The organism is Anoxybacillus sp. FSL W8-1294, assembly GCF_037965005.1.
In the GTDB taxonomy this organism is placed as follows: domain Bacteria; phylum Bacillota; class Bacilli; order Bacillales; family Anoxybacillaceae; genus Anoxybacillus; species Anoxybacillus flavithermus_G.
Map to the genome: position 1 here is coordinate 925,978 of NZ_CP150179.1, position 20,900 is coordinate 946,877.

A 20,900-nucleotide genomic window follows, 5' to 3' on the forward strand; every position below is an offset into this window, starting at 1 on the left:
CAAGTCAATGAAAGGGTGCTGCTTTTTGCCATCAAAAAAAACAATCCTTTCCAACGATGATTTTCGTTAGAAAGGATACCATGTTTTTGGCGCTGAAAAAAGATCAAATTCTTAACTTGATGGCTATGGGGGCATCCCCTCGCTTTTATTGTGCCGGTTCTTGCGGCATAATTAAAATTTCTACCCGTCGGTTTTTCGCTCGTCCTTCAGCTGTTGCGTTAGATGCGATCGGTTTAAATTCACCGTATCCTTTTGCGCTAAATAGTTGCGGATCTAATTTTGTATTTTCAAGCAATAGTTTCATAAAGTTAACGGCGCGCATGACGCTTAATTCCCAGTTTGAAGCAAACTTTGCATTGTTGATTGGCACGTTGTCTGTATGTCCACTAATGACGATGTTGCGCGGTGGGTTCATGACGAGCAAATTCGATATTTTTTTGGCGACATCGCGATATTGCGGTTTAATATCGGCGCTACCTGAATCGAACAATACGTCGTTTGCGATCGTCACAAGCAGTCCTTCTTCTGTCATGGCGACAGACAATTTACCGCTTAATTGACTCGTTTTCACGTATTCGTTAAATTTACTTTGAATCTTTTTTAATTCCTCGTATTCTTCTTTTGAAATTTTAACGTACGGTTTTTGGTTTGGTGAGTCTTTAATGACAGAGTCCATTTCTTCCCGCTCAATAGGGCTTAAATATTGCAACGCTCCTGTACCGCCTGTAAATACGTTATTGAAGGCGCGCGCAATTTCCATAAACTTTTTCGAGTCAATTTGACTGCTGGCAAATAATACGATAAACAAAGCCAACAGCAACGTCAGTAAGTCGGCGTACGGAATTAACCAGCTCTCATCGACATGTTCTTCATGATGATGTTTTTTATGCTTTTTCGCCATTATTTTGAGCTCCTTGTCCTAAAAGTTTTTGACGTTCGCTCATCGGCAAGTAAGAAGCTAGTTTTCGTTCGATCGCCCGCGGTGCTTGTCCTTCGATGATGGAGAGCACCCCTTCAATCATCACTTGCCGCACTTTAATCTCCTCTTTCGATTTCCGTTTTAATTTGTTCGCAAATGGATGCCAAAGGACGTATCCGGTGAAAATCCCCATAAGTGTCGCAACGAACGCCGCACTAATCGCATGACCGAGACGTTCAATATCAGACATATCTTGCAAAGCGGCGATCAATCCAACGACGGCACCAAGTACCCCAAGCGTTGGGGCGTATGTACCGGCTTGTGTAAAAATCGTCGCATTCGCTAAATGGCGTTCTTCCATCGCTTCGATTTCTTCCGTCATGACATCGCGAATAAATTCTTGTGACTGTCCGTCAATGGCTAAACTTAATCCGTTGCGCAAAAACGGATCATCAATTTCAGCCACTTTTGCTTCTAACGCTAACAATCCTTCGCGGCGAGCGATGTTTGCCCATTCAACAAACAGAGGGATGAGTTCTTCGATTTTTGGCGTTTTCGACTCTTTAAAAATAACTCCAAACAGTTTCGGCACTTTCGAAATTTCTTTCGTTGGAAAGGCGATTGTTACTGCGGCCGCTGTCCCTAATAAAATGATTAAAATCGCAGCAGGGTTAATGAGCACAGCTGGGCTTACCCCTTTAAACACCATTCCGACACCGACAGCGATAATGCCAAGAATGAGCCCAATTAAGGACGTACGGTCCATGATATCACCCCAAGTTATAGAATGAAAAATAAATCCAAGTTTATCATATAATTTATCCGAATGTTTGAAAAGGGAAATTTGTACGAAAAAACCCTTGAAGAGGAAACCTTCAAGGGTTAAATTTTCTTTAGCCTAAATGAGCCAACCATCAAAAGAGAAAGCGTAAAAATAATAAAAATAAAGACGTAAGGTGGGAAGTAATGAATCGTCAAGTAGCTTAGCGTCAATAAACATCCTGCTGCTGTAATCGGCAAGCCGATAAAATACCCGTTGCTTTCGGTAACATTAAATCTTGCAAGGCGAAATGCTCCACAACCGATATAAAAAATTGTAAAGAACGAACCAGGTGCGCCAAATTCGTGCAATAAACCTTGATAAAGCAATAGTGCAGGTGCTACTCCAAATGATATAATATCACTCATTGAGTCCAATTGTTTGCCTAGATCCGATTCGATATTCATCTTCCGAGCGACTGTTCCGTCAAAACGATCGGCAAGTGCAGCTAAAAAGATAAATAATACAGAGACGTTCAGCTGGCCTTTTACCGCAAATAAAATCGCGAAACCGCCTAAGCTTAAGTTTGTTAACGTCAATACGTTTGCCGTATGCGCTTTAAGTTTTTTAATGGTATGATCAATATAGTCGGATAAAAACATATAAGTTCACTCCTTTATTGAAATCGTGCTGACCCACTTGCCAAAAATATCACTCGGTTACTAATATTTTATTGATAATAAGCGAACTAGTAAAGAATATTCTTTACTTTAGGGGGAAAACGTTCATGAAATGGCTATATCGCTTGTTAATTGAACTAACAAATCGACGAATGACATCTAAATGTCTCGCTTCGTTCACACGATCGAAATGGAGTCGGTTATTCATTTCATCTTATGCGAAAGTATACAAAATTAATAAAGAAGAAATGGAAAAAAAGCTGCATGAATATGAAACGCTACAACAACTGTTCACCCGTACGCTGAAAGAAGGACTTCGCCCAATTGATGAACATCCGAATAGCGTCGTCAGCCCTGTGGACGCAGTTGTTGAAGATGTTGGCATCATTACGGATCAAAAAGAAATCATCGTCAAAGGAAAAACGTACTCTATACGTGAAATGCTTGGCGATGATCGCATCGCTGAAAAGTATTTGCACGGTACGTTTATTATTTTGTATTTAAGTCCGAGTCACTATCATCGTATTCATAGTCCAATATGTGGAGAGGTAGTGAAGCAGTGGGAGCTCGGTGGGAAGTCATACCCTGTAAACCGCCTTGGATTGAAATATGGCAAGGCTCCACTTTCTAAAAATTACAGAAGAATTACCGAACTGTGTACAAATGGTATGCATACGGCAATTGTGAAAGTCGGAGCGATGTTTGTAAATAGCATTGAGCTAACGCACGAACATGATTACGTCAAAAAAGGAGAAGAAATTGGATATTTTTCGTTCGGCTCAACGGTCGTATTGTTGTTCGAAAAAGGAGTATTCACGTTAGATGAGCAAATTGTTCCGCCGGTAGAAGTTAAAGTGGGACAACGGCTCGGGCTCCTCGGTCTAAAAGAAAAAAGCGAGTGAGAGCCCGAACTTATGATGACTGCTTTAGCTTATGGTGAAGACGACGGCAGACAATTTCTCGTTCGATCAGTTGAATAAACTCTGGGCTCAGTTGCAATTCTTTCGCTTTGTAGTATGATTCAATTAATAAGTCGTCAGGTAAACATTTCATTTTTTTCGCCTCCTTAACGTATACATGAATGAAGGTATACATATAATGGTAGGTTCATCTTCACTTTACCATAAATTAAAAACAAGAACAATCGTTCTGGTTATCCACATGTAATTGTGGGTAAGTTGTGGATGTGTTGTTTATAACATATGGAGAAAGTTGAAAAACAAGTGTGGAATATGTGTATAAAGTTATCCACAAGTTATGAAAATGGTCAGATTTTGTCGAAAAATTTTGTAATTTGTTTATTTATGTAAAAAATGAAAAAAGGATGAGCAAAGATGTTAAAATATTTTTTGCCGAATGAACATGCAAAAAGCATTTTCGAAATTACCCCGGAGCGACTAAAGCAAAAAGGAATAAAAGGAATTATTACCGATTTAGACAATACGTTAATTGAATGGGATCGTCCGCTTGCGACGCCAGAGGTTGTTCGGTGGTTCGAGCAAATGAAACAAAGCGGCATTCAAGTGACGGTCGTATCCAATAATAATAAAAAACGAGTAGAAGCGTTCGCTAAACCGCTCGGCATTCCATTTATTTTCGAGGCGCGCAAGCCGTTAACGCGAGCGTTTCAACAAGCGTTGCACGATATGAAGCTGAAAAAAGAAGAGGTTGTCGTCATCGGTGACCAGCTTCTTACCGATGTATTCGGCGGCAATCGGATCGGATTACATACGATTTTAGTCGTCCCTGTTGCACAAACAGACGGCTTTTTTACTCGTATTAACCGAAACATAGAAAGAAAAATTTTAAATATGATGCGAAAAAAAGGTATGATTCATTGGGAGTGATCGAAATGAGTGAACAAGTCATTTGTATTGGATGTGGAGTAACGATTCAAACAGAAGATGAAAAAAAAATTGGATATGCGCCTCCTTCAGCGCTTGAACGCGATCCGATTATTTGTCAACGTTGTTTTCGGTTAAAACATTACAACGAAGTGCAAGACGTATCATTAACAGATGACGACTTTTTAAACATTTTGCACGGCATCGGACAAGCAGATGGGCTTGTCGTGAAAATCGTTGATATTTTCGATTTCAATGGAAGCTGGTTGCCAGGGTTGCATCGGTTTGTCGGAAAAAAAGATGTGTTACTTGTCGGCAATAAAGTGGATTTGTTGCCAAAGTCCGTCAAACATGAAAAGGTCACGCGTTGGATGAAACAAACTGCACGAGAACTTGGCTTACAGCCGCGTGACGTTTTTTTAGTTAGTGCACATAAAGGATATGGTATGAAGGAAGTCATGACGGCGATTGACGAGTATCGCAACGGAAAAGACGTATATGTTGTCGGTTGTACGAACGTTGGAAAATCAACGTTTATTAACCGTATTATTAAAGAAGCGACGGGTAAAGGAAATGTCATTACGACATCATATTTTCCAGGGACAACGCTTGATATGATTGAAATTCCACTCGATGATGGCTCAGCGCTTTATGATACACCGGGAATTATAAACCATCATCAAATGGCGCATTTCGTTGACAAGAAAGATTTAAAAGTCATTACACCGAAAAAAGAAATTAAGCCGAAAGTATATCAATTGAACGAACAACAGACGTTGTTTTTTGGTGGGCTTGCTCGATTAGATTATGTAAGTGGTGGGAGACGTCCATTTGTATGTTATATGTCGAATGAATTATTTATTCATCGAACGAAACGTGAACATGCCGATGAATTGTATGAAAGACATCTTGGTGAATTGTTGCAGCCGCCGCGCAAAAGCTATTGCGAGCAATTGCCACCGCTTGTCGCCCATCATTTTACGTTAAAAGAACCAAAAACAGATATCGTTTTTTCAGGGCTTGGCTGGGTGACGTGTCACGAGCCTGGGGCACAAGTCATCGCATATGCGCCAAAAGGCGTTGGTGTCATGTTGCGGAAGTCGCTCATTTAACACAAAGGGGGAGAGGATGTTGAAATTGTTTGGGCTGATCGGCTGTCCTGTTCATCATTCGTTGTCGCCGCTTATGCATAACGATGCATTTCAATCGCTCGGCATTCATGCGCATTATCACGCCTTTCATGTCGAACCGCATATGTTAAAAAAGGCGGTAGAAGGCTTAAAAGCGTTACAATGTGCTGGGTTTAATGTGACGATCCCGCATAAGACAGCGGTGATGGAATATATGGATGAGCTTGATGAAACGGCTAAGCAAATGGGGGCAGTAAACACAGTCGTCAATGAAAACGGCAAATGGATTGGTTATAATACAGATGGTGAAGGATTTGTCCGAGCGCTATGCGAGCAAATGGACGTCGAATTGTCAGGTGCGCGCATTTTGCTTGTCGGTGCAGGTGGAGCAGCGCGCGGCATTTATTTCTCTCTTCTTAAACATCGTGTCGCCGCTGTCGATGTATGTAATCGAACAGTCAAAAAAGCAGAGGCGTTTGTTGTCAAACAATCATCTGTATATTCGCTTGAAGAAGCAGAAGAGCGGGTAGGGGAGTACGATATTATTATTAACACGACGTCTGTCGGCATGTATCCGCATGTCGATGCGACGCCGCTGTCCCTTCGGCATGTAAAAAAAGATACGATCGTAAGCGACATTATTTACAATCCACTCATGACGAAATGGCTGCAAGAAGCAAAAGAAAAAGGGGCGCGCGTGCAAAACGGTGTAGGCATGTTCGTCTATCAAGGTGCACTAGCGTTCGAAAAGTGGACAGGGATCTTTCCAAATACGAAACGAATGGAACAACTTGTCATACAACAGTTAGGAGGAAAAACATGTTAACAGGAAAACAAAAACGATTTTTACGTTCTTTAGCTCATCATTTAACACCGATTTTCCAAGTGGGAAAAGGTGGCGTCAATGACAATATGATTAAGCAAATTGCCGATGCGCTTGAAGCAAGAGAGCTGATTAAAGTGAGTGTATTAAAAAATTGCGAAGAAGAAAAAGAAGTAGTGGCAGAGCAATTAGCGGAAGGTGCAGGGGCGGAAGTCGTCCAACTGATTGGGCATACGATCGTATTATATAAAGAATCGCGTGAACATAAACAAATTGTGTTACCGAAATAGGAGCGTTGTGGTGAAAAAAGTAGGCATTTTAGGTGGGACGTTTGATCCGCCTCATTACGGACATTTATTAATTGCGGATGATGTACGAACGGAGTTACAGCTCGATGAAATATGGTTTATGCCAAATTACATTCCACCTCATAAAGATAAACAGGTGACGGATCACGTGCATCGCGTTCATATGTTGCGGGCGGCGATTGCGAATCAACCGCACTTTCGCGTTGAAACGATTGAGCTTGAACGAAAAGAGCGATCATATACGTACGATACGATCGTTTTGTTGAAGCAAAGATATCCGGATACGATGTTTTACTTTATTATCGGTGGAGATATGGTTGAATATTTACCGAATTGGTATCGAATTGACGAACTTGTTCAGCTTGTGCAATTTGTCGGGGTGAAACGGCCTGGCTATTCTCTTCGTACACCGTATCCGATCATCGAAGTGGATGTGCCGACGTTTGCGGTTTCTTCTTCGCTTATTCGTGAGCGGATTCAAAGTGGGAAAAGTGTCACGTATTTGTTGCCGGAAGCGGTTCAATTATATATAAAGGAGAATCGGTTGTATGAAACGTGAAGAAGCGTTAGCGATCGTGCGCACACAATTAAAAGAGCAACGGTATATTCATACATTAGGCGTGATGGAAACAGCCATTGAACTGGCGAAATTGTACGGAGCTGATGTGCAAAAAGCGGAATTGGCGGCAATTTTTCACGACTATGCAAAATTCCGCACAAAAGAAGAAATGAAGCGCATCATTATCGAACAACATATGCCCCAAGATTTGTTAGCATATAGCCCAGAGTTATGGCATGCGCCTGTTGGGGCATATTTAGTCCAAACGGAAGTCGGCATTCAAGATGAAGACATTTTACAAGCGATACGTTATCATACATCAGGACGTCCAAATATGACGCTGCTTGAGAAAATTGTATATATTGCGGATTATATTGAGCCGAATCGTTCGTTTCCTGGTGTTGACGAAGTGCGTGTGTTGGCGCGAGAACATCTAGATCGTGCGCTGTTTCGAGCGCTTCAAAATACGATCCAATTTTTAATGGACAAACGCGAACCGATTTACCCAGATACGTTCCATACGTATAATGATATAGCTAAAAAATTGAAGGAGGTTTCTTCATGACAGAACGAGATATTTTACGTATTGCAGTACAAGCAGCGGATGACAAAAAAGCCGAAAACATCGTAGCGTTAAATATGAAAGGCATTTCGCTTGTCGCTGACTACTTTATGATTTGTCACGGTCATTCCGATAAACAAGTACAAGCGATCGCGCGTGAAATTAAAGAAAAAGCAGAAGAGCATGGTGTTGTAGTCAAACGTGTTGAAGGATTTGACGAGGCGCGTTGGATTTTAGTTGATTTAGGGGATGTTGTCGTTCACGTTTTCCATAAAGAAGACCGCGAATATTACAATCTTGAACGCTTATGGGGCGACGCACCGCTTGAGCGGATCGAGAGTGATCTTGGGGCATGACGTACGAACGATTTGCGAGTTGGTATGATCAATTAATGAGCGATGCTCCATATGATGCGTGGTGTGCCCTCGTTGAACGAACGGTTACTTCGTATCACAATGGAAAACGACTGCTTGATCTCGGATGCGGTACAGGGGAACTTGCGATTCGGTTAGCGGAAAAAGGGTTTGACGTCACCGGTGTCGATTTGTCGGAACAAATGTTGACTATTGCGCAGATGAAAGCAGAGGAGCGGGGGGTAAACCTCTCGTTTTTTCAGCAAGATATGCGCGATTTTGGCCCGTTCGAGCCGTTTGATACAATCGTCATTTTTTGTGATTCACTCAATTATTTATTACAGGAAGAAGACGTTATCGCTACGTTTATGCGTGTATATGAACAATTGCGACCTGGCGGATTGTTTTTATTTGATGTGCATTCTTTGTTTAAAATGGAAAACGTTTTTTTGCATCATGGGACGTTTGCGAGCAATGATGACCAAGTGAGCTACATATGGAACTGTTACGAAGGACCATGGCCACATAGCGTCGAACACGAACTCACGTTTTTCGTTCAATTACAAGAAGGTGTATATGAACGAGTCGATGAAATGCACGTACAGCGAACATACGATGTCGATCAATATGTCATGTGGTTAAAACAAGCAGGGTTTCATGTATTGCATGTATGGGCGGATTTCACAGAGCAACAACCAACAAAAGAAAGCGAGCGCATTTTTTTCATTGCGCAAAAATAAAATCCCAAAAGTGCCTCACTTTTGGGATTTTTCTTCAACAAATAAGCAGGATTTTTTTTGTTAATCACGAATATTGTCGATTTGTTGGCGCACCTTTTCTGTTTCTTCATAAAATTTTTCATGCGTTTTTTGAAAGAGGTGAACGAACAAATCCCCAACCTCTTTCTCTAACACCTCAATGCCTGCTCCAGTAATGCCACCTTTGACGCATACTTTTTCTTGTAATGTCGGTAGCGTATACAATTGTTGTTCAAGCAATGCACCTAACCCGATGATCATATGCGTCGTTAACGTCGTTGCTTGTTCTTTCGTAATGGACGTTTGTTGAACGGCTGCATCGATAAACTTTTGAATTAAGTAGCTGAAAAAAGCAGGACCACAGCTCGTTAAATCAGAAGCGATGCGCGTAATAGGCTCGTCTATGTATATTGGACGAGAAATGGAACGGAATAAATGTTCAATCGTTGTCCGATCCGCCTCTGTGCAACGTTCACTTACCGTAATTAACGTACTTCCAGCGAGTGCGCGATTTGTAATGCTCGGAATGACGCGAGCGACGCTACATGGCACGAGCGATTCAAGTTGTTGCACAGAAATGGGGCTCGTAATCGATACGATGCAATGATGATCGGTCAAATGCGGGCGAAGTTGCTTTAGAACATCGGGCATATGCAACGGTTTCGTGCAAATAAAAACAATCGTTGCGTGTTTTACGACTTCTTCATTCGTCGGCATCACATGGATGTTTGGGTAGCGTTTTTGTATATTGTACGCTTTTTCAAGCGTGCGATTCGTAATGAATAGTTGTTCTTGTTTTACGGCATTTCCGTTCATGAACGATTCAATTAAAATCGTTCCCATATTTCCTGTTCCAATAAATCCTATATTCAACGGTATCCCCCCTTATCCGTCACCACTATACGTCATATGTATGCGACAACGATCCTTTTTATGAAAGGGTGAAAGCATGAAATGGATAAAAACGTATGAACGTTGGGTGTATGTAGGCTTAATTGTCATTGGAGCGACCATTTGGATCATTCAACAACAAGAGGACACCCCCGTACAACCGCTCCCTTTAGAGCAGGTAGAACAAGAAGAACAGCAAGAACAACAAGTAGAGGAACAAGCCTCCGTTGTTGTCGATGTGAAAGGAGCCGTCAAACGAGCAGGAGTATATGAAGTGGCACCGGAAAGCCGCATTCACGATGTCATTCAACTGGCAGGAGGGCTAACCGAAGAAGCAGATGAAACGAAAGTAAATTTGGCGATGAAAGTGTATGATGAAATGGTCATTTACGTGCCGAAAAAAGGCGAAGACATCATCGTGGAAACAACGAGTCAAACGGGCAGTTCAAGTGGAAAAATCAACATTAACACAGCAACGATTGAACAGTTACAAACGTTACAAGGAATTGGACCTGCGAAAGCAGCCGCCATTATTGCATATCGTGAGGAACATGGACCGTTTCAAAAAGTCGAAGATTTGTTGAATGTGAGTGGAATCGGTTCGAAATCGCTTGAAAAAATAAAAGAACAAATTGTCGTTCGCTAAAATTGACGATAAACTAAAGGCATAATGGACAAGGGGGGAGAAGTAGATGGAGCGAATTACATGGGATCAATATTTTATGGCTCAAAGCCATTTGTTAGCGTTACGTAGCACGTGCACAAGGCTAGCCGTCGGGGCAACCATTGTGCGCGATAAGCGCATCATTGCTGGGGGATATAACGGTTCGATCGCAGGTGGGGCGCATTGTATTGATGAAGGATGTTATGTCATCGACAATCATTGCGTACGCACGATTCATGCAGAAATGAACGCTATCTTACAATGTGCAAAGTTTGGTGTGCCAACAGAAGGGGCGGAAATATACGTCACTCATTTTCCGTGTTTACAATGTTGTAAGGCGATCATTCAAAGCGGGATAAAAGCTGTTTATTATGCGAACGACTATAAAAACCACCCGTTCGCTTTGCAGTTGTTCGAACAAGCAGGCGTAACGGTCAAGCACGTCCCGTTTGATATGGAATCCATTCCGACATTTTTGCACGCAAAGGGGAGATGAGATATCGTTTACGTGGCGATGGCGGCCATTTTGGCCGTCTTGTCTATGTTAACAAAATCAACTGTTTGTTTTGTGTTGTCATTTGTGTATAGTTTCTTTTTACTCTGGCGAAAGCGAGAGTTATTTTTCGCGTGCATGTGCTGTTATTTGTTTTTCTCGTTATGGAGCAAATGGGTAGATGCGCATAATGTGACGAAACTTTCGGGGAATGAGACAACCTTTTTTGTGCGATTCATTGCTCCGATTTATATTGACGGCGATCGAGTTAAGACGGTCGTTCAATGGCAAAATGAACGGCTGCAACTGATTTATCGTCTCCGTACAGAAGAAGAAAAGCGACAATGGGACGAACTGCAAATAGGGACAACGTGTTCACTCCAAGGGATGCTTGAGCGGCCTTCTTTGCCGACTAATCCGTATGCCTTCAATTATCGCCGCTATTTATTTCACCAACGCATACATTGGATTGTTCGTCCGACTTCACTCGAACGTTGTATGCGCGCCAACATCACATGGATGGAACGGCTTCAGACGATTCGTCAAGACGGTATTCGCTACATTCAACATCACTTTCCAAATGACGTAAGTGCGTTTATGCAAGCGCTCATTTATGGTGAACGAAGCGATATAGAGCCAACGGTACTCGCTAGTTATCAAAAGTTAGGGCTTATTCATCTGCTTGCGATTTCGGGCTTGCATATGACGTTGCTTGTCGGTGGTTGTTTTTATTTATTCATTCGTCTCGGTATAACAAGGGAACGAGCGACGATGATATTGCTTGGATGCATTCCGCTGTACGTCATTTTAGCAGGAGCTGCACCGTCAGTCATGCGCGCTGCAATTATGACGAGTTGCTTTTTTCTCGCTTCTTCTCGTCTGCGCACAATCGATTCATTAAGCATCGCTTGCCTCGTTTTATTAGCAAAAGACCCGTATGCGATGTTTCATCTTGGCTTCCAATTATCTTTCCTCGTTTGTTTTGCGCTAATCATTTGTTCCTCATTCATTCAAAATCAACGCTCTGTTATTCGACAGTTGTTTGCGACATCGTTTATTGCACAAATGAGTACATTACCACTTTTGCTTTATCATTTTTACGAAGTGTCTCTTTTATCGATCCCGTTAAATGTCATCTTTGTTCCGCTTTATTCGTTTATTATTTTGCCGCTTTCGTTTGTAGCGTTATTTGTCCATATATGTATCCCGTTTCTTAGCCCGTTAATCATATATGGATTGGCGGCAGTCATCGCTCATTCAAATGCGCTTGTGACTTCACTTTCCGATACGTTGATGCTTACGCTCGGTCGTCCGCCAGCGTTGTTGATCGTTGCTTATGTTCTCTCCATCTGTCTTTTGTTCCTTTCATTTGAACAACAAAAGCGAGCGCATCTTTTTCGTTTTTCGTTTATTTTTGTGATTATTATCCATTTCATTTCACCGTTTTTTCGTCCGAGCGGGGAAGTGGTTATGCTAGACGTTGGACAAGGAGATAGTATATACATTGAACTTCCATATCGAAAGGCGATTTATATCATTGATACCGGGGGAACGATGTCGTTTGCCGATGAATTGTGGAAAAAGCGAAAGCAGTCATTTCGTGTCGGAGAAGATGTGCTCGTTCCGTTCTTAAAGGCCAAAGGTGTGCGTACGATCGATGCGCTTATTGCAACACATGGAGATTTTGATCATATTGGAGATGCGGGCGATGTATTCGAAGCAGTTCGTGTCCGGAAATTGATGGTTGGTATGCAACAACAACGAAACGATTTGGAACAAACGTTAATTGAGCAAGCGAGCAAAAAAGGCGCTCGTGTGCAAATAGTGAAAAGTGGCGATCGTTGGGCGGTTGGGAAAGCGCAATTTTACATTCTCTCTCCATTTGGAAATGAAGAGACGACAAACGACGGTTCGATTGTGTTGTATGCATGGATGGGAGGAGCATATTGGCTATTTACAGGTGACTTAGAAGAAAAAGGGGAACAACAAATTATGAGAACGTACCCGTCGTTGCCAGTCGACATATTAAAAGTCGGTCATCACGGAAGCAAAACGTCAACGTCTGAACCATTTTTACAACATATTCGTCCCAAAGTGGCGCTCATTTCAGCTGGCCGCCGCAACCGATATGGTCATCCGCATCGGGAAGTCATCGAACGTTTACGTCACGATCACGTGCGCATATTTCGCACCGATGAACACGGTGCGGTCGTCATTCGTTTTCATAAGCGGATAAGCACCATTCAGACGTTCTTGCCATAATATACAAGAAAAAAGAGACTGCAACACGCAATCTCTTTTAGGTGTCCATTACGCACCGAAAAATTTTACAAGTGTGGCGATAATGAACATCGTGGCGAAAAAGCCGAATGATACGATGAAGCCAACAGCTGAGTCAACGGCGTCGTTGCGCGTACATTGAACGTTTTTTTCAAATTCGTTCATGACCATCCCTCCTATTTTCTCACCCATTAGTATAAGGGAAAAAAGAAAGAAAATCTACATCGTTGACAACAGTTGTCACAAATAGTTCGCGTCAGATCGGAAAAGATAAGGATATCCGTTGGATAAACGAGTTCCTAGGGCTTGTTTTCCAACGTTTAAATAAATGGGAGTTGGCGATTCTCATCTGCTAACTCCCTTGTAAAATGCTCCGAAACGTTGTATGTTCTTTAAAGAAAGTCATGAAGAATGGGGAAGAGAACATGGAACAACTATATGTCATATATGGTACGGAGCATTTTTTAATGAAACAAGCGTATGAACAAATCATTCGTCGGGCATTGTCAGACGAAGAACGTGAATGGAATGTTAGTACATATGATTGCGAAGAAACGCCTATTGAAGTGGCGCTTGAAGATGCGGAAACGCTTCCGTTTTTTGGGGAGAGGAAAATCGTCATCGTCAAGCAGCCGTATTTTTTGACAGCGGAAAAAGGAAAAGAAAAAGTAGAGCACGATGTGAAACGGCTAGAAGCCTATATTGACAAACCTGCTCCGTTTTCAAGTGTCATGTTTGTCGGTTCGTATGAAAAGCTTGATGAACGAAAAAAAGTGACGAAAGCGTTATTAAAAAAAGCGCATGTCATCGTTGCTAAGCCGTTGAACGAAAAAGAGTTAAAACAATGGGTGAAAGGGCAATGTCAAATTGATGATGACGCGATTGACGTGTTGCTTGCATTGGCAGGCACCGATTTAGCGACATTAGCAAACGAAATTGAGAAGTTGATGCTTTTTGCTGAAGGGCGTTCCATTACAGCTGACGATGTTCGGTTGCTTGTATCGCGTACACTTGAACAAAACGTCTTCGTTCTCGTTGAACAGATTGCCAAGCGGAACATCACAGATGCGTTGCAAACGCTTCAAGATTTATTACGTCAAAATGAAGAGCCGATTAAGCTTGTCGCATTGTTGGCTAGCCAATTTCGGCTCATTTATGAAGTGAAAGAATTGATGAAAACAGGATACGGTCAACAACAAATAGCCTCGATGTTAGGTGTTCATCCGTTTCGTGTAAAAATGGCGGCAAGTTATGCCGGCGGATTTTCGGAACAGCAGTTAATGCACATTTTATATGATTTAGCGGAAACAGATTATGCGCTAAAAAGTAGTGCAACAGACAAACAGTTGTTGTTGCAGTTGTTTTTCTTAAAGTTACAGCGGTAGAGAGACAATCTACCGCTTTTGTTGTAGCGCCTCGACATCAATGAAAAAAACACGATCGAGCGGATCTCCTTGCATAAAGACGATCGTTTTCGGTTTGCATGTGCGGACGGTTGCAATATGTACAATCGCATCTAATTCTTCATCAGATAGTTGAGAAAATAACGAAATGGTTTTTAACTGTTCTTTCACCCAATGCATATGTTCCCCTCCCAAACAGAAAAACAGCTTGCCGTGTATGACAAGCTGTTTTTTCATTATGCTGTAATGCTGTTTAATTTTTTCGCTAAGCGTGATTTATAGCGATTTGCAGCGTTTTTGTGGATTAAGCCTTTGCTAGCCGCTTTGTCGATTTTTTTTGTCGCAAATGCGAAAGCTTCTTTTGCTTTTTCCACGTCTTTTAACTCAACAAGCGCCTCAAATTTTTTGATTGCTGTGCGCATTGCAGATTTCATAGATGCGTTATGAGCGCGGCGCTTTTCGCTTGTTTTTGCACGTTTAATTGCGGATTTAATGTTTGCCATTTTTTTCACCTCCATTAACCGATCGCAAATATATACGTTCAATACGCGACAGTTCGATGAACAATAAGAACAAGTGATATTCTACCAAACTGCTCTTAATTATGCAATAGGGCAAAGACGAAAAGTACGATTGTATGAAAAAGGAGGAAAATGGATAAAACAAATGATAAAAAATACATGGAGGAAGCGGTATGATCGATTTACGACCATATAGTGTACGAACGGATTTAGCGATTGAAGCGCATGAAATAGCGATTGAAGAACGACTACAAAACAAGCAGGAAACTTCGCTTGAGGGGGTATTGATTCGTGACTGGGAAGAAGATGGTGTTCATTTTTCATTTGTAGAAGTGACGGAAGAAGGGGCAAAAACGTTAGGAAAAAAAGCAGGAAAGTATTTAACAATTGAAGCTCAAGGTATTCGTACACAGGATACCGACTTACAGCAAAAAGTAGAAAAGCTTTTTGCTAAACATTTTTATGCTTTTTTACAGCAACTGGGCATCTCACGAGAGGCAAGTTGTCTTGTTGTTGGATTAGGGAATGCGGAAGTAACTCCCGATGCGCTCGGTCCACTAGCTGTATCGAACTTATTAGTGACGCGGCATTTATTTCAGTTGCAACCCGAAAGTGTTCAAGACGGATTTCGCTCGGTGAGTGCGCTCGCCCCAGGAGTAATGGGGATGACCGGAATTGAAACGAGCGACGTGATTGCAGGGATTGTCGAAAAAACTCAACCAGATTTTATTATTGCGATTGATGCGTTAGCGGCGCGTTCAATCGAACGAGTCAACGCGACGATTCAAATTTCTGATACAGGCATTCATCCTGGGGCAGGCGTTGGGAATAAAAGAAAAGAGTTAAGTAAACAAACGCTAGGTATTCCCGTGATTGCGATTGGTGTACCGACGGTTGTTGATGCTGTATCGATTGCAAGCGATACGATTGATTTGTTGCTAAAGCATCTCGGTCGCGAGATGAAGGAAGGCAATCGAGCAGCTCGTGCGCTTGCGCCAGCAAGTCTTGTATTTGGAAAGAAAAAAAAGTTAACGGAAGAAGATTTACCGAGCGAGGCAGATCGTTCAGCTTTTTTAGGAATGGTCGGTCTATTGGATGACGAAGAAAAGCGACGGTTAATTTATGAAGTGCTTGCCCCGATCGGTCATAATTTAATGGTTACACCAAAAGAAGTCGACGTATTTATTGAAGAGATGGCGAACATATTGGCGAGCGGGCTGAATGCTGCTTTGCACCATCGGATTGATCAAGAAAACGTTGGGGCATATACGCATTAGTTTTTTCGTTCTATCTTTCAAAGCGTTGTCATATTGATAGAGTAGACAAGCTTTGAAAGGGTGAAGTGATGAACATGATGGTGACCGTTCACGGAGCGAGTATAAAAAAGTGGCTTGTATTTATTTTGTTTACATTTATGGGAACGTTGACAGTTGTCGCCACGATGACAGCGACATCGACATATCGCCTCTCTTCTTCGTCTGTTCATGAAGTGGCGAATCATTTTTCAACGGAATCGCTCGTGCATTTGCTTTCTTTTGAAAATGTGTACTTTAGTCAAACGTTGCCGAAAGATAAACAACAATTACCGTATTCTCAATATTTTTTTCAAATGACGACAAGCGTTAATTTGAACGATCCACGCAGCTTGCTCGGACGGGAGCTTCCTGGTTTTTCGTTGTATGATAGTGAAATTATTTTAGCGGGCGAGGGAACGGACTTTACAAACATTCCATATGAATCGCCGCCTCCTTTAGAAGTGTTGCTTGCGGAGCGTGAAGCTGCGCAAGAACAGTTTCAGGAGGAAGAAACACCACCTGCTCCTGCGCCGTCGCAAACGACAGGAGGGAAGAAAGTTGCTTACATTTATCATACGCATACACAAGAATCGTATTTACCAGCATTAAAAGGGGTCACAAATCCAAACTTTGCGCATCATCCGACTGTGAATGTGACAAAAGTCGGCAAAAAATTAGGAGAAGAGCTAGAAAAGCGCGGCATTGGAACGGTTGTTGATACGACCGATTTTATAGGGAAGTTGTTGAAAAATAACATGGAATATTATCAAGCGTATGATATGTCGCGTAAAACGGTCGTTGAAGCGATGGCAAACAATCGTGACGTGCAATATTTGATTGACATTCACCGCGATTCTCGACGCCGTAACGATACGACGGTGACGATTAACGGAGTGCATTATGCGCGAGTATCGTTTATTATCGGTGGAGAAAATGCAAAATATAAAAAAAATTTACAGCTGGTAACAAAATTGCATGAACTGCTAGAAAAAAAATATCCGGGCTTGAGCCGTGGCACGTTTGAGAAAAAAGGAGTCGGTACAAACGGAAAGTTCAATCAAGATTTATCGGAAAACGCCATTTTAATTGAGTTTGGCGGTGTGGATAATACATTTCAAGAATTGTATCGAACAGCAGCAGCTGTAGCGGACGTATTTAGCGAATATTACTGGCAAGCGGAGAAGGTGAACGCAACACAACCAGCAGAAAAAAAGTAGGTGAGTAAGATGGTGAAATTTATGATGCAAAGTTTACTCATCGCCGTCATTTTTTTAGTCGGGGTATTGCTCGGCATGCAGCAAGCGAACGAAGGAATGCGGAAAATGAAAGGGTATAACGATCCTTCCCTCGAGCAAGTTGTACATGTATCAAAAGATGAAACGATCGTGCTCGGTCAATCCATCGAAGAGAAAAAAGAAAAACTGCAACAAATTGAGGCATTTAACATGTTTTCAAAAGCGGGACAACAGCTTGCCACTTTCGTTCATTCGCTTGTTGAACATATGCTTTCATTTGCGCAAAAGGCCGGATAACGATCCGCCTTTTCTTTTTTACGTTGAATATTGCGAACGTTGTTGCTATAATCAAAGCTAGCGTATTTCGGAAATTATAGGAGTGGAACATAGATGAATCGTGAAGAAAGACTAAAAAGACGAGATCGTATTCGCAACTTTTCCATTATTGCGCATATCGATCACGGCAAATCGACACTTGCTGACCGCATTCTTGAAAAGACGGGTGCGCTATCTGAGCGCGAGATGAAAGAGCAAGCGCTCGATTCGATGGAGTTAGAGCGCGAGCGCGGCATTACGATTAAATTAAATGCCGTCCAGCTTCATTACAAGGCGAAAGATGGTAACGATTACATTCTGCATTTAATTGACACACCGGGACACGTCGACTTTACGTACGAAGTATCTCGTAGTTTAGCGGCGTGTGAAGGGGCAATTTTAGTCGTTGACGCAGCGCAAGGCATTGAGGCGCAAACGCTTGCGAACGTATATTTGGCGATCGACAATAACTTGGAAATTTTACCTGTTATTAATAAAATTGATTTACCAAGTGCCGATCCTGAACGTGTTCGTCAAGAAATTGAAGATGTCATCGGTCTTGACGCATCCGAAGCTGTGTTGGCATCAGCCAAAGTCGGCATCGGGATCGACGAAATTTTAGAGCAAATCGTTCAAAAAATTCCTGCTCCATCCGGAGATCCAGATGCACCGCTTAAAGCACTTATTTTCGACTCGCTTTACGATCCGTATCGAGGGGTTGTCGCATACATTCGCGTAGTCGAAGGAACAGTAAAAGCTGGTCAAAAAATTAAAATGATGGCGACAGGAAAAGAGTTTGAAGTCGTTGAAGTGGGCGTATTTACGCCGAAAGCGAAAGTCGTTGACGAGTTGACCGTTGGTGATGTTGGATATTTAACCGCATCGATTAAAAACGTAAGCGATACGCGCGTCGGGGATACGATTACGCACGCAGACAATCCAGCAAGCGAGCCGCTTCCGGGGTATCGCCGTTTAAATCCGATGGTGTTTTGCGGTTTGTATCCAATCGATACAGCGCGCTATAACGATTTGCGTGAGGCGTTAGAAAAGCTGCAATTAAACGATGCGGCGTTGCAGTTTGAGCCGGAAACGTCACAAGCGCTTGGCTTCGGTTTCCGTTGCGGTTTCTTAGGACTTTTGCATATGGAAATTATTCAAGAGCGTTTAGAACGTGAATTTAACATTGACATTATTGCAACAGCGCCAAGCGTTGTATATAAAGTATATTTGACAGATGGAACAGAACTCGCCGTCGATAATCCATCCAACATGCCAGATCCACAAAAAATTGAACGTGTGGAAGAACCGTATGTACGTGCGACAATTATGGTGCCAAACGATTACGTCGGTCCTGTTATGGAACTATGTCAAAAGAAACGCGGTATTTTCGGTGATATGCAATATTTAGACGAGCGACGTGTGACGTTGACGTACGAATTACCACTTGCTGAAATCGTATACGATTTCTTCGATATTTTAAAATCGAGCACAAAAGGATACGCATCGTTTGACTATGAATTGATCGGTTATAAGCCATCGAAGCTTGTCAAAATGGACATTTTATTAAACGGTGAAAAAGTTGACGCCTTGTCGTTTATCGTTCATCGCGATTCAGCATACGACCGTGGAAAAGTGATTGTTGAAAAATTAAAAGACTTAATTCCACGCCAACAGTTTGAAGTTCCTGTTCAGGCAGCGATCGGCAATAAAATTATTGCACGTTCAACGATTAAGGCGTTGCGTAAAAATGTATTAGCGAAATGTTACGGTGGGGACATTTCTCGTAAGCGTAAGTTGCTTGAAAAGCAAAAAGAAGGGAAAAAGCGCATGAAGCAAGTTGGCTCTGTTGAAGTGCCGCAAGAAGCATTTATGGCTGTACTAAAGATGGACGATCAAAAATAAACCGCAGAACCATTCTGCGGTTTTTTGTATAGAAAAGGGTGAAACGAGTGATTCAAGCAGCATATATTCATATTCCGTTTTGTACGCACATTTGTCATTATTGTGATTTCAATAAAGTGTTTTTACACCAGCAACCGGTCGATGCGTACATTGAAGCATTAATCATCGAAATGGAGCGGACGTTTGAACGTTTTCCGACCTCGCAATTACAAACGGTGTTTATCGGTGGTGGTACACCGACGTCGCTTACTGCTAAACAACTTGATCGATTATTGAGCGCCATTCATCGCACAGTTCCGCTCGCTTCGAATGTTGAGTTTACCGTAGAGGCGAATCCGGATGGAGTAAGCGATGAACAGTTGTATGTGCTCAAGCAATGGGGAGTCAATCGCCTTAGCTTCGGGGTACAAACGTTTGATAATGAACTGCTACGACACATTGGACGTACACATACGAAGGAAACGGCAATCGAAACAATTGAACGGGCGAACGAACTCGGTTTTCATAATATAAATATCGATTTAATGTACGGATTACCGACACAAACCATCGACCAACTGAAAGAAACGTTACACATAACGTTTTCATTACCCATTCAACACGTTTCTGCCTACTCGTTAATTATTGAGCCGAAAACGGTTTTTTATAACTTAATGAAAAAGCAGGCGTTACGATTGCCGAGTCAAGAAGAAGAAGCACAGATGTATGAAATCATTATGGAACAAATGGAACAACGCGGATATAAACAATACGAACTAAGCAATTATGCCCAAAACGGATTTAACAGCCGCCATAATATGACATATTGGAATAACGAGTACTACTACGGATTTGGTGCGGGAGCGCATAGTTATATGAACGGCGTAAGGTACGTAAACGCCGGACCGATTAAAAAATATATCCAACTCATTGAACGAGGTCAATTTCCTTATATCAATACACATGTTGTGTCAAAAGAGGAACAAATGGAAGAGCATATGTTTCTCGGGTTACGAAAAAGCGAAGGAGTAAATAAAGATGAATTTTTTCGACGATATGGAAAAACGGTGCATGACGTCTTTGATGAAGCGATTGCTTTACAAAAACGAAACGGATTGCTTGAAGAGACAGAAGAAGCGATTGTTTTGACGCATCGTGGCAAATTGCTTGGAAACGAAGTATTTCAGTCGTTTCTCGGCGTTTCATCTTGACACGACAAGCTCAAT

The 20,900-nt window shown here is 42.0% G+C and carries 25 protein-coding genes and 1 pseudogene; 18 read left to right on the forward strand and 8 right to left on the reverse strand.

Features of this window, described 5'->3' with window-relative positions:
* Positions 1–145: 145 nt before the first annotated feature.
* The 3 genes from motB to pssA form a co-directional block, all read right to left on the reverse strand.
* Positions 146–901 carry a flagellar motor protein MotB gene (gene motB, locus NSQ23_RS04830; RefSeq protein WP_339173417.1) on the reverse strand — a complete coding sequence of 252 codons (756 nt, stop codon included), beginning with the start codon at positions 899–901 and terminating at the stop codon, positions 146–148.
* A complete protein-coding gene (gene motA / locus NSQ23_RS04835; RefSeq protein ID WP_339173419.1) occupies positions 885–1,685 on the reverse strand; it encodes a flagellar motor stator protein MotA in 801 nt (266 codons plus the stop codon). The genes motB and motA overlap by 17 nt, the downstream gene beginning before the upstream one ends.
* Positions 1,686–1,801: 116 nt before the next feature.
* A complete protein-coding gene (gene pssA, locus NSQ23_RS04840) occupies positions 1,802–2,341 on the reverse strand; it encodes a CDP-diacylglycerol--serine O-phosphatidyltransferase (protein WP_339173421.1) in 540 nt (179 codons plus the stop codon).
* 125 nt (positions 2,342–2,466) lie between these two features.
* Here pssA and NSQ23_RS04845 point away from each other — a divergent pair, with 125 nt between their 5' ends.
* Positions 2,467–3,261 carry a phosphatidylserine decarboxylase gene (locus tag NSQ23_RS04845; RefSeq protein ID WP_339173423.1) on the forward strand — a complete coding sequence of 265 codons (795 nt, stop codon included), beginning with the start codon at positions 2,467–2,469 and terminating at the stop codon, positions 3,259–3,261.
* Between the two features lie 10 nt (positions 3,262–3,271).
* Here NSQ23_RS04845 and NSQ23_RS04850 read toward each other — a convergent pair whose 3' ends face one another.
* The gene (locus NSQ23_RS04850; protein ID WP_035018531.1) at positions 3,272–3,412 is read right to left on the reverse strand and encodes a sporulation histidine kinase inhibitor Sda; all 141 of its coding nucleotides are present in this window, start codon (positions 3,410–3,412) and stop codon (positions 3,272–3,274) included.
* A gap of 281 nt (positions 3,413–3,693) precedes the next feature.
* Here NSQ23_RS04850 and NSQ23_RS04855 point away from each other — a divergent pair, with 281 nt between their 5' ends.
* The 8 genes from NSQ23_RS04855 to NSQ23_RS04890 are packed head-to-tail and all read left to right on the forward strand — an operon-like array spanning position 3,694 to position 8,678.
* On the forward strand, positions 3,694–4,206 hold the full coding sequence (locus tag NSQ23_RS04855) for a YqeG family HAD IIIA-type phosphatase (protein ID WP_339173427.1): 513 nt from the start codon (positions 3,694–3,696) through the stop codon (positions 4,204–4,206).
* A 5-nt stretch (positions 4,207–4,211) separates the two neighbouring features.
* Complete coding sequence (gene yqeH, locus NSQ23_RS04860) at positions 4,212–5,315, forward strand: ribosome biogenesis GTPase YqeH (RefSeq protein ID WP_004889426.1); 1,104 nt, start codon at positions 4,212–4,214, stop codon at positions 5,313–5,315.
* Between the two features lie 16 nt (positions 5,316–5,331).
* On the forward strand, positions 5,332–6,159 hold the full coding sequence (aroE, locus tag NSQ23_RS04865) for a shikimate dehydrogenase (protein WP_339173430.1): 828 nt from the start codon (positions 5,332–5,334) through the stop codon (positions 6,157–6,159).
* On the forward strand, positions 6,153–6,446 hold the full coding sequence (gene yhbY / locus NSQ23_RS04870; protein ID WP_004889429.1) for a ribosome assembly RNA-binding protein YhbY: 294 nt from the start codon (positions 6,153–6,155) through the stop codon (positions 6,444–6,446). The genes aroE and yhbY overlap by 7 nt, the downstream gene beginning before the upstream one ends.
* 10 nt (positions 6,447–6,456) lie before the next feature.
* Positions 6,457–7,023, forward strand: coding sequence for a nicotinate-nucleotide adenylyltransferase (locus tag NSQ23_RS04875; protein ID WP_004889430.1), 567 nt, complete (start codon positions 6,457–6,459; stop codon positions 7,021–7,023).
* The gene (yqeK, locus tag NSQ23_RS04880; protein WP_064214132.1) at positions 7,013–7,588 is read left to right on the forward strand and encodes a bis(5'-nucleosyl)-tetraphosphatase (symmetrical) YqeK; all 576 of its coding nucleotides are present in this window, start codon (positions 7,013–7,015) and stop codon (positions 7,586–7,588) included. Before NSQ23_RS04875 ends, yqeK begins: the two co-directional genes overlap by 11 nt.
* Positions 7,585–7,941, forward strand: a complete 357-nt coding sequence (gene rsfS / locus NSQ23_RS04885) for a ribosome silencing factor (RefSeq protein ID WP_064214131.1) — start codon at positions 7,585–7,587, stop codon at positions 7,939–7,941. Before yqeK ends, rsfS begins: the two co-directional genes overlap by 4 nt.
* The gene (locus tag NSQ23_RS04890; RefSeq protein WP_339173434.1) at positions 7,938–8,678 is read left to right on the forward strand and encodes a class I SAM-dependent methyltransferase; all 741 of its coding nucleotides are present in this window, start codon (positions 7,938–7,940) and stop codon (positions 8,676–8,678) included. Before rsfS ends, NSQ23_RS04890 begins: the two co-directional genes overlap by 4 nt.
* A 60-nt stretch (positions 8,679–8,738) precedes the next feature.
* Here the strand turns inward: NSQ23_RS04890 and comER are convergent, their stop codons facing one another.
* Positions 8,739–9,569: a late competence protein ComER gene (gene comER, locus NSQ23_RS04895; RefSeq protein ID WP_004889436.1), complete on the reverse strand. Its 831-nt coding sequence runs from the start codon at positions 9,567–9,569 to the stop codon at positions 8,739–8,741.
* A 76-nt stretch (positions 9,570–9,645) separates the two neighbouring features.
* Between comER and NSQ23_RS04900 the strand changes: the two genes are divergently transcribed.
* From NSQ23_RS04900 to NSQ23_RS04910, 3 genes are read left to right on the forward strand one after another with little or no spacing between them, the layout of a single operon-like run.
* Complete coding sequence (locus NSQ23_RS04900; protein ID WP_339173438.1) at positions 9,646–10,233, forward strand: helix-hairpin-helix domain-containing protein; 588 nt, start codon at positions 9,646–9,648, stop codon at positions 10,231–10,233.
* Between the two features lie 46 nt (positions 10,234–10,279).
* Positions 10,280–10,747: a ComE operon protein 2 gene (locus tag NSQ23_RS04905; protein WP_004889439.1), complete on the forward strand. Its 468-nt coding sequence runs from the start codon at positions 10,280–10,282 to the stop codon at positions 10,745–10,747.
* 45 nt (positions 10,748–10,792) lie between these two features.
* Positions 10,793–13,006 (forward strand): DNA internalization-related competence protein ComEC/Rec2, encoded by a 2,214-nt coding sequence (locus NSQ23_RS04910; protein WP_339174292.1) that lies wholly within the window; start codon positions 10,793–10,795, stop codon positions 13,004–13,006.
* Positions 13,007–13,054: 48 nt separating this feature from the next.
* On the opposite strand, the gene NSQ23_RS04915 is transcribed toward NSQ23_RS04910, so the two are convergent.
* A complete protein-coding gene (locus tag NSQ23_RS04915) occupies positions 13,055–13,189 on the reverse strand; it encodes a YqzM family protein (RefSeq protein WP_003393868.1) in 135 nt (44 codons plus the stop codon).
* 239 nt (positions 13,190–13,428) lie between these two features.
* On the opposite strand from NSQ23_RS04915, the gene holA reads away from it, so the two are divergent.
* Complete coding sequence (holA, locus tag NSQ23_RS04920; protein WP_004889442.1) at positions 13,429–14,409, forward strand: DNA polymerase III subunit delta; 981 nt, start codon at positions 13,429–13,431, stop codon at positions 14,407–14,409.
* Positions 14,410–14,448: 39 nt separating this feature from the next.
* On the opposite strand, the pseudogene NSQ23_RS04925 reads toward holA, so the two are convergent.
* Both NSQ23_RS04925 and rpsT read right to left on the reverse strand, forming a co-directional pair.
* Positions 14,449–14,607: pseudogene (locus tag NSQ23_RS04925) on the reverse strand (cyclic nucleotide-binding domain-containing protein); the annotation flags it as partial.
* A gap of 56 nt (positions 14,608–14,663) precedes the next feature.
* On the reverse strand, positions 14,664–14,930 hold the full coding sequence (rpsT, locus tag NSQ23_RS04930; protein WP_004889444.1) for a 30S ribosomal protein S20: 267 nt from the start codon (positions 14,928–14,930) through the stop codon (positions 14,664–14,666).
* A gap of 191 nt (positions 14,931–15,121) precedes the next feature.
* Here rpsT and gpr point away from each other — a divergent pair, with 191 nt between their 5' ends.
* The 5 genes from gpr to hemW all read left to right on the forward strand — a co-directional run bounded on the left by gpr (position 15,122) and on the right by hemW (position 20,885).
* Positions 15,122–16,225: a GPR endopeptidase gene (gene gpr, locus NSQ23_RS04935; protein WP_192948245.1), complete on the forward strand. Its 1,104-nt coding sequence runs from the start codon at positions 15,122–15,124 to the stop codon at positions 16,223–16,225.
* A gap of 74 nt (positions 16,226–16,299) precedes the next feature.
* Positions 16,300–17,460, forward strand: a complete 1,161-nt coding sequence (locus NSQ23_RS04940; RefSeq protein WP_339174295.1) for a stage II sporulation protein P — start codon at positions 16,300–16,302, stop codon at positions 17,458–17,460.
* 9 nt (positions 17,461–17,469) lie between these two features.
* Positions 17,470–17,775: a YqxA family protein gene (locus tag NSQ23_RS04945; RefSeq protein WP_004889449.1), complete on the forward strand. Its 306-nt coding sequence runs from the start codon at positions 17,470–17,472 to the stop codon at positions 17,773–17,775.
* 93 nt (positions 17,776–17,868) lie between these two features.
* Positions 17,869–19,695 (forward strand): translation elongation factor 4, encoded by a 1,827-nt coding sequence (gene lepA / locus NSQ23_RS04950; RefSeq protein ID WP_004889450.1) that lies wholly within the window; start codon positions 17,869–17,871, stop codon positions 19,693–19,695.
* Positions 19,696–19,733: 38 nt separating this feature from the next.
* Positions 19,734–20,885, forward strand: a complete 1,152-nt coding sequence (hemW, locus tag NSQ23_RS04955; protein ID WP_080601127.1) for a radical SAM family heme chaperone HemW — start codon at positions 19,734–19,736, stop codon at positions 20,883–20,885.
* The last annotated feature ends 15 nt before the right edge of the window (positions 20,886–20,900 follow it).